General features: G+C 30.7%; 8 protein-coding genes. All 8 read right to left on the reverse strand.

Annotation, left to right across the window (positions count from 1 at the left end; translation table 11 throughout):
* Positions 1 to 202 precede the first annotated feature (202 nt).
* The 8 genes from AB8M93_RS18070 to AB8M93_RS18105 all read right to left on the reverse strand — a co-directional run bounded on the left by AB8M93_RS18070 (position 203) and on the right by AB8M93_RS18105 (position 7,300).
* Positions 203 to 823 (reverse strand): MAE_28990/MAE_18760 family HEPN-like nuclease, encoded by a 621-nt coding sequence (locus tag AB8M93_RS18070; protein WP_373060277.1) that lies wholly within the window; start codon positions 821 to 823, stop codon positions 203 to 205.
* A 6-nt stretch (positions 824 to 829) separates the two neighbouring features.
* On the reverse strand, positions 830 to 1,882 hold the full coding sequence (locus AB8M93_RS18075) for a DUF262 domain-containing protein (RefSeq protein ID WP_373060279.1): 1,053 nt from the start codon (positions 1,880 to 1,882) through the stop codon (positions 830 to 832).
* A 376-nt stretch (positions 1,883 to 2,258) separates the two neighbouring features.
* Positions 2,259 to 3,401 (reverse strand): hypothetical protein, encoded by a 1,143-nt coding sequence (locus AB8M93_RS18080; RefSeq protein ID WP_373060281.1) that lies wholly within the window; start codon positions 3,399 to 3,401, stop codon positions 2,259 to 2,261.
* A 158-nt stretch (positions 3,402 to 3,559) separates the two neighbouring features.
* Positions 3,560 to 3,859, reverse strand: coding sequence for a HigA family addiction module antitoxin (locus AB8M93_RS18085; RefSeq protein ID WP_011709863.1), 300 nt, complete (start codon positions 3,857 to 3,859; stop codon positions 3,560 to 3,562).
* Between the two features lie 17 nt (positions 3,860 to 3,876).
* Positions 3,877 to 4,158, reverse strand: a complete 282-nt coding sequence (locus AB8M93_RS18090) for a type II toxin-antitoxin system RelE/ParE family toxin (protein WP_373060283.1) — start codon at positions 4,156 to 4,158, stop codon at positions 3,877 to 3,879.
* Positions 4,159 to 4,377: 219 nt separating this feature from the next.
* Complete coding sequence (locus tag AB8M93_RS18095) at positions 4,378 to 5,016, reverse strand: alpha/beta hydrolase (RefSeq protein WP_373060285.1); 639 nt, start codon at positions 5,014 to 5,016, stop codon at positions 4,378 to 4,380.
* Between the two features lie 808 nt (positions 5,017 to 5,824).
* A complete protein-coding gene (locus AB8M93_RS18100; protein WP_373060287.1) occupies positions 5,825 to 6,175 on the reverse strand; it encodes a hypothetical protein in 351 nt (116 codons plus the stop codon).
* 480 nt (positions 6,176 to 6,655) lie between these two features.
* Entirely contained in the window at positions 6,656 to 7,300 is a 645-nt protein-coding gene (locus AB8M93_RS18105; RefSeq protein WP_373060289.1) for a hypothetical protein, read from the reverse strand.
* Positions 7,301 to 7,409 lie beyond the last annotated feature (109 nt).

Raw genomic sequence — 7,409 nt, forward strand, 5'->3', positions numbered from 1 at the left:
CAATCTGATTCTCAAAATTTTCATTAATTTTTTTTAATTCTTTCTTCATATAAAATTGGTGGCAACGGTTACGGTTATCGCAAGTTGCGGGAGTAAGGAAGCGGACTTGTCGGATTAATTATTTTCTTTCTTGGTTTCTAAAATTCCACTTTTTCTACTATACCCGTTATTTGCGATTAACCGATGTTGGGGCGGCGTGCAATTACTTTTTATACGTTTCATTTTTCTCACACATTTCCACTCCTATTATTACATCCAACATTAAGTTTTCGATCAACGATGTAAACTCCGTAATATGATTCATATTAACTAAAATAGAATTTTCTCCATGGGCAATTTTATTTCTAAAAAGTAAGAGTTTATTTAATCCCTTGTCATATTCGTCGTCTAATCTTGTAATACAGAATCGCTCTAAAATACGGTTGAGAACTTTAAAGTTGACATTAGATTCTGTTGGTACCGTAGGTTTAATTATTATAGTATCTTGAAATAAACTATCTAATGTTTTTACTAGGTTGACTTTTTTATCAAAATGAATTCTGGAGTTATTGAAATCACATTCAGAGTCAAGTTGGTGAGTTAATAGTTCATAGCAAATTTCCGTACGACTTAAAGCGAGAGTATTCAAATGATTAGAATAAATTGTAAAACAGTTTTTTACAAATCCTTCCCAAATGGAGTAAATGGCTGGAATTGAATATTTAATATGCAAATCCTTATGATCGGGACTAAAACTATATTTAATGGGTATAGTTTTTAAAGTTGCCAATTCTGCAGTTCTCCATTCAATGTCAGCTAGAATTTCTTGTATAAATATTTTCATAATTTATTAACCGAAAATTTCATCAGCAACTTCAATCCTTTTCAGAATTCTTGATTTACTCGCAGAAGCAGATCCTGATGCTTTCTTGAATGATGCGGATTCTTTCAGTTGGTTGACTTTGGAAATAAGTTCATCCGTTCGAACATGCCTGTACTTATCGTAATATTTGGTGATACCGATGGAAACACAATCGTAAAGACTTGTGGAAAATACATTATTAGCGCCCCTGAAAACTTCTTTTCCAACAGGATGAAGTAAATCAACCATATTTTCAAATTTATTTTTGAGTTCTGGAATTTTATTTGGGTCAGAAACGGCTTTTTTCATATAGTTAGTCATATGCTGGGATATATTTTCTGATAATTCATCTTGACCATCAGTCAATGCACAGAAGCGAAGAACAAGTTCATCCATGTATAGTTGATCTAACTGTCTTTCCGTTGGTTGAATAAGTTGAATAAATTTTGCATTTTCAGAACAGTCTCTTAGAAATATATTGAACTCTTTTGAAACTCCTCTAAAAATTGCATTTCGAATCTCTTGATCTGTTAACTCAGATCCGCCTGTATTCAAACGATTGAATAATTCGTATCTCATATCAAAAACACTATTCCATTTGATAATTTCAATTCTACATGTTGCTCTTTTAATATTTAACTGAAATTTCAATGGAAGGTCTTTGCATGCTAGATTTTCTAATTCTTCAGTTAAATCACCTTTACACATTACCCAATTGTTTTTATCTTGAGTATTTTTCAAAATGCCGAAGAATGAAAAAACAGTTGAAATTCGTTGTAGACCATCAACAAGTTCCCATCGTCCATTTTCATCTTCTGCCACAAAAATTGGCGGAACAGGAATTCCAATTAATATAGACTCAATAAATCTAGTTTTTTGATAAGTGTCCCAACGAAATAATCTTTGAAAGTCCGGATCTATAATTATCTCATCACGTTCATACATGCTCATTATTTCTCCAAATGACATATCTAACCTATCTGTACTCAAACTATTCCTAGTTTCTTGTAGTCTTTGTTCTAAATTTTTAATCTTATTCATTTTTTATATTCTATCTTAATTTTGCATGGGCCCCAACGGTCCCGGTTATCGCCAGTTGGCGGAGTAGGGAAGGCGGATTTGTCGGCTTAGTATTGGTTTGTTGGTCAAGTTAATTATTTTCTTACTAACGGTGCCGCTTATTGGCGATGAACCGTTGTTGGCTATAGTATTTATCTGCTAAATATGTTTGAAAAATTAATAAAAAAAAGCTGGATAAATTAATATCCAGCTTTATATATTTATTAGAATTACTTCTTTATCCTATTAGTCCATCACTACCTTTAATAACCTTTTTCGAATTTTTCATAATCATTTATTTTATAGTTAATAATGTTATATGTTATACAAATATACAATTTACTTTATAATAGAGGTTTTAGCATTTGTTAAAACTAAGTCCAAAACCTTGTTTAGGCAATATTAAATCATCTCTATGTCTTCTACTTAATGAATTAACCATATCTCTATGAATTGGTTTAAATTTATTTATTAAACCAATATTAAAAAAGGAAACCTCAATTTCTTTTGGGTAGGAAACTGTTACATCAACATTCCTGGTAATTGTATTAAAACGGAGTAATTTAAAGTTTTCGCCTTTTAATGAATATGTATTTTCAAACTTTAAAAGAACTTTTGATCTTTTTTTATCTTTTATAGGATAACTATAAACATATTCCTTTTTTTTATCTTTTTGAATTTCTGCTTTAACTGGTTGATCCTTTATATCAGCTCCTCCGGATTCCTTCTTTGATTTTTTTCCATTTTCTTCCGGTTCTTTATTGTCTTTGTTCTCATCATCGCTAAGACCTATGCTTCCTTCAAATTTTTCTTTCTCTTCTTTTTTCAGTTTAATAATATCTATATCATCTACTTCAAATGTAATTAATTCATTTTTTTCATTTACACCATTGTCATCCGTAATAGTTTGAGTATACTGAACGGTAGATTCGGTTTTTTCATTGTCTAAGACCGCATAATATTCCAATGTTTGCGTGTAGTTAATAATTAAATCATCTGTTATACTATGAATAACCATTGAAATTACAACATCTTCATTATAATGATTTTTATCTTTAGGAAAATATGTGGTGAGAATCCTATCTTCAAGTAAGGAACTTATTTCGGGAAATTTCTCGGAATAAATAATTTTCGAAATTTTCTTCCATAAATCTGGTAAATCCTTACGATTTTTCAAGAAGTCTGATCCTGATATAATTTTTGTGAGTTCTTCTTTAAATAAACCAGAAAATTGTATCGACTTTAAAACACCTGCAAATACCCCAGAAGTTAAAGCAACAAAACCTATTTTTTCCATTATACTATTACCTAAATTGGGTAATGGCGAATATTTAGTATTAGGAAATAAAATGAATACAATGGCTATTGTAAAGTATACCCATGTCATATTCCTTTTTAGCCATTTTTGAAACTGGACAAAGTAGCTATCATGTTTTTCCGTTTTTTTCTCAACTTTTTCTTTGGCTTTCTCTTTGCTTTTTAGTTTTTCCTTCTCTTTCATTTTAAATGAAATTTTAATTAAATATTATAGCCAACTGTCTCGTATATCGACAAGTGGCGCGGAGTTATGGATGCGGATTTGTCGGTTTAACGATTTTGTTTGTTTTGAAAACTAAGTTAGTTCTTTTCTCTTAAACCCGCCATTTGCGATATACGTTGTTAGGCTGCGTTATTTTCTAACGGTTTTATGTTATTGAATTCTTTCTCTTTTAAAGATTTTTCTTCTTCTAAATCATAATCATCTTGTAATCCCAACCAAAATTTAGCAGTTGTTCCAAAATATTTTGAAAGTCGAAGAGCAGTATCAGCAGTTATTCTTCTTTTCTTTTTAATGATTTCACTTATTCTGGTCTGCGGAATAAATGTTTCTTTAGAAAGTCTGTACGCTGTTATTTCCATTGGATCTAGAAACTCTTCTTTTAAAATTTCTCCAGGATGTATATTTTCTAATTTTTTCATTTTTCTATCTTTTTAGATTAATGATAATCAATAATTTGAACTTCAAAGGCATTATCATTTTCCCATTTGAACATTATTCTCCATTGTTTATTTATTCTAATGCTATGAAACCCTTCTAAATTACCACTTAGTTTTTCTAAATGATTTGCTGGTGGAATTCTTAAGTCATTTATATTTTGAGCATTATTTACCATTCTTAATTTTCTTCTAGCTACGTTTTGAATATTAGCAGGAAGCTTTCTTGATTGGGTTCCATTCCAAATTTTGTCAGCTTCTTTGTCTGCAAAAGATTTTATCACAAATAATTTTGTTTTACGTTACTAACGTCAAAGATAAGTAAAAAATTAGAAGTTCCAAGCTCGATAAAATTATGCTGCCTAACGGTCTCGTATATCGACAAGTGGCGCGGAATTATGGATGCGGATTTGTCGGCTTAACAGTTTTGTTTGTTATGGAAACTAATTTAGTACTTTTCTATTAAACCCGCCATTTGCGATATACGTTGTTACCTGCTGGCCTTAGTTATAATTTCCATTTGCCCATTTTATCGTTGGTTGAATCCATTCTTTTAATGGTTTAAATAAAAATCCGTGTCCCAATCCGCTATTTATTTCAATTTCTTTAAATTCTTTTATTTCACAATTAGAATTTATTTTTCGTTCGATTGCAGAAACTCCAAATGGATCTGACTTTTCATAAATTGTTAGAATTTTGCCGCAAAAATTTATATTGGGAATTGACTCAATATCATTATTTCGAAAACTTGCAATAAATACAAAATTCAAATCTGGATTTTCTGCTAAAGTTGAAACATATTGAGCTATATATCCACCTTTTGAAGTTCCTACAATTGTTATTTTTCTAGGTGCAATTCCTTTTTTTAATAAGCTGTCAATTTGGTTTACGATTCCAATTGCGTATTGCCTGGCATTTACATTTCCGTTTCTTTTTTCGCTGATAACATTAAATCCACTTTTCTGAAATTCTGATATGATTTCTTTGTATTCAGTCCGTCCATATTCAGGATGTAATTCATTCAATTCGTGTGTTTCTAGAAATCGATTGTGAAGGAAAAAAATAAAACGGTCGTTTTCTTCTTCTTGGAAATTAAAAAAAACAGAAAATAAAATAGTGGCCAGTAGAAGAATTGTTCTCATTTATTTCATTTGAAGTTAAATTAATAAATTTTGGTCAGTTTTCTTCTTTCCAGAATTTTTGTGGGCTTGCAGGTAACGGTCCCGATTAACGCAAGTGGCGGAAATAAGGACGCGGATTAGTCGGCTTACTAATTTAAATAATTGGTCTCTAAAATAACTATTTTCAGTAAATAACCCGCTATTTGCTGTTAATCGTTGTTGCAAACTGGAAAGCCACGTTAACTTTCTATGAAATTCTAATCCTTTTAATTTAATTCTTTATCGGAATTTTCTTAGAAGATTATTGAAATTATTGAAAAATAAAGGGTCTCGTTTTTTGCAATTATCGAGACTGAGAGAGCGTCGGATTCCTTATTTACTTGAAAATAGGAGCACATTTTTTTACAAATATCGGGTCAGAGTAGAGTCGGTTTCTTAAAAATCTACTTTTTAGAAGGACTTTTTAAGCGCGTGGCAAATTTTGAATTATGATCATTATTTTTTAAAGTTTGCGCCTAAGAGCGTTGGTTTTTATGATTGGAAAGAATCCGATGTGAATTTTTAAGTCAGAAGATTTTTTTAATTTTTAGAATCAGAAGCACAATTTTTCTTGCTCTATTTCGAAAAATATTGGTTTTTTTCAGCTAGCTTTTTCTTTTTTGGATTAAAAACTCTTGTTCTTTCTTGTTTGCAACGGTTACGGTTATCGCAAGTTGCGGGAGTAAGGATGCGGACTTGTCGGCTTAGTTGTTTCCATAATTGGTCTCTAAAATTGCACTTTTTCGGTAATACCCGTTATTTGCGATGAACCGATGTTAGGCAAAGTTGATTACTCAATATATCCTTTTTGCTCGGTCCACTCATTTAAATCATCATATTTTACTGCTTGCCAATTATTGCAATGAAAAGTTCCGCGTATAATAGTATCATTTTTAGAATATCCAAAATCTTCTGGTAAAATAAGTTCATAGGTTCCCCAAACATTCTGGGCAATATTGTAATTAAATGTATTTATATAAATCTTGTATTTGTTGATTGAAACGGAATCTATTTTTTCATTATTAAATTGTCTTTCTTTTGAAGCTTTTAATAATTCAACTTTTTGAACGATTGAATCTTTTATGTAAATAGTTGGAAAGCTATATTGTCTTGGTGGACCTGGAAAAAAATATGTTGACATTTTATTTCCTTTCTTTAATTCGCTTTTACTCGGAAATTCAATCCTGGGTTGAATAATTAGGCTATTTTCTTTAATATTTTTCTCACAATTGCAGAAAGCAATAAGTGTGTCAGATCTGTCATTTTTTAGATATGTTAGATCAACTTTTCTTTTTTTAAGACTTGTATCTTTTTGAGGAAAGATTCGTATCTAACTTTTTGATCAGAAGTAGAATCAATTTTAGAAATCGATTTTGTCTGTTCTTTTATATCAATGTTGCTTTCTCGTTTCTTACAAGAAATTATAGTCAGAAATAATATGATTAGCAGGATTTTTCTCATCAATTTTGCCTAACGGTTTTGGTTAAGGCAAGTAGCGTGGAGTAGGGACGCGTTCTTGTCGGCTTAGTTGTTTTTTACTTGATGACTAAAATATCACTTTTCACCAGAATGCCCGCTATTTGCGCTTAACCGATGTTGTGCCACGTTATTTTTTTGGTTTTTAAAACTGGATTCCTAAGCTTAATCCATATGATTTAAATATAATATTGCTCGGTTTTTCATTGATTTCATTAAGAATAGGTTCTTTATATATGTAATAATTATAATCTCCGAATACGTTCAAATTTAAATTGAACTTATCATTTTTTGTAATTGGAAATTGCAATCCAAGTCGGACATTCGCCATATCACTTTCAATATTGTCGCTCAAGGCTATATTGTAAGCAGTCATAAGATTTATGTTCACACTTTCGTAATTGACAAAGTGATACCTTACAATTCCTCCTAATTTTAATGCCGATATTTTTTGCTGTACTTGATGTTGAAAACCACCGATAGCACCTAAAGTCAGTTTATTGAAGATTGGATAATTTATACTATATAAAATACCGTAGGATGCTTTATTATCTAGCTCATTACTTTTTCCGCCCAACAGATTATCATTATTGTCATATAAGGAATAATCATATCTAACTTCATTGGATACACCGAACTCAATTTCTAAATTGGAAAACCAGCGTTTGGTTAATTTATCTTGATTTGAACTTAGGGAAATACCTTTTCCAACATTAAATAAGTCAGAGGGACTTTGGGAGTAAGAGTAGAAGTTAGATAGAAGTAATAGAGTAAGTAAAATTTTTTTCATTATTATTTTCAATTTTTTTGTTTTAATGTGGCACAACGGTTCCGGTTATCGCCAGTTGGCGGAATAAGGAATGCGGATTTGTCGGCTTAATATTGGTTTGTTGGTCAAG

The sequence above is a fragment of the Autumnicola aciditolerans genome, assembly GCF_041679265.1.
Lineage (GTDB): Bacteria > Bacteroidota > Bacteroidia > Flavobacteriales > Flavobacteriaceae > Autumnicola.

Coding starts and splice junctions, on each gene's coding strand:
- AB8M93_RS18085 (WP_011709863.1), bottom strand. CDS start 3,859: ATGAAAAAATTAGAAAATATACATCCTGGAGAAATTTTAAAAGAAGAG.
- AB8M93_RS18100 (WP_373060287.1), bottom strand. CDS start 6,175: ATGTCAACATATTTTTTTCCAGGTCCACCAAGACAATATAGCTTTCCA.
- AB8M93_RS18070 (WP_373060277.1), bottom strand. CDS start 823: ATGAAAATATTTATACAAGAAATTCTAGCTGACATTGAATGGAGAACT.
- AB8M93_RS18095 (WP_373060285.1), bottom strand. CDS start 5,016: ATGAGAACAATTCTTCTACTGGCCACTATTTTATTTTCTGTTTTTTTT.
- AB8M93_RS18075 (WP_373060279.1), bottom strand. CDS start 1,882: ATGAATAAGATTAAAAATTTAGAACAAAGACTACAAGAAACTAGGAAT.
- AB8M93_RS18105 (WP_373060289.1), bottom strand. CDS start 7,300: ATGAAAAAAATTTTACTTACTCTATTACTTCTATCTAACTTCTACTCT.
- AB8M93_RS18080 (WP_373060281.1), bottom strand. CDS start 3,401: ATGAAAGAGAAGGAAAAACTAAAAAGCAAAGAGAAAGCCAAAGAAAAA.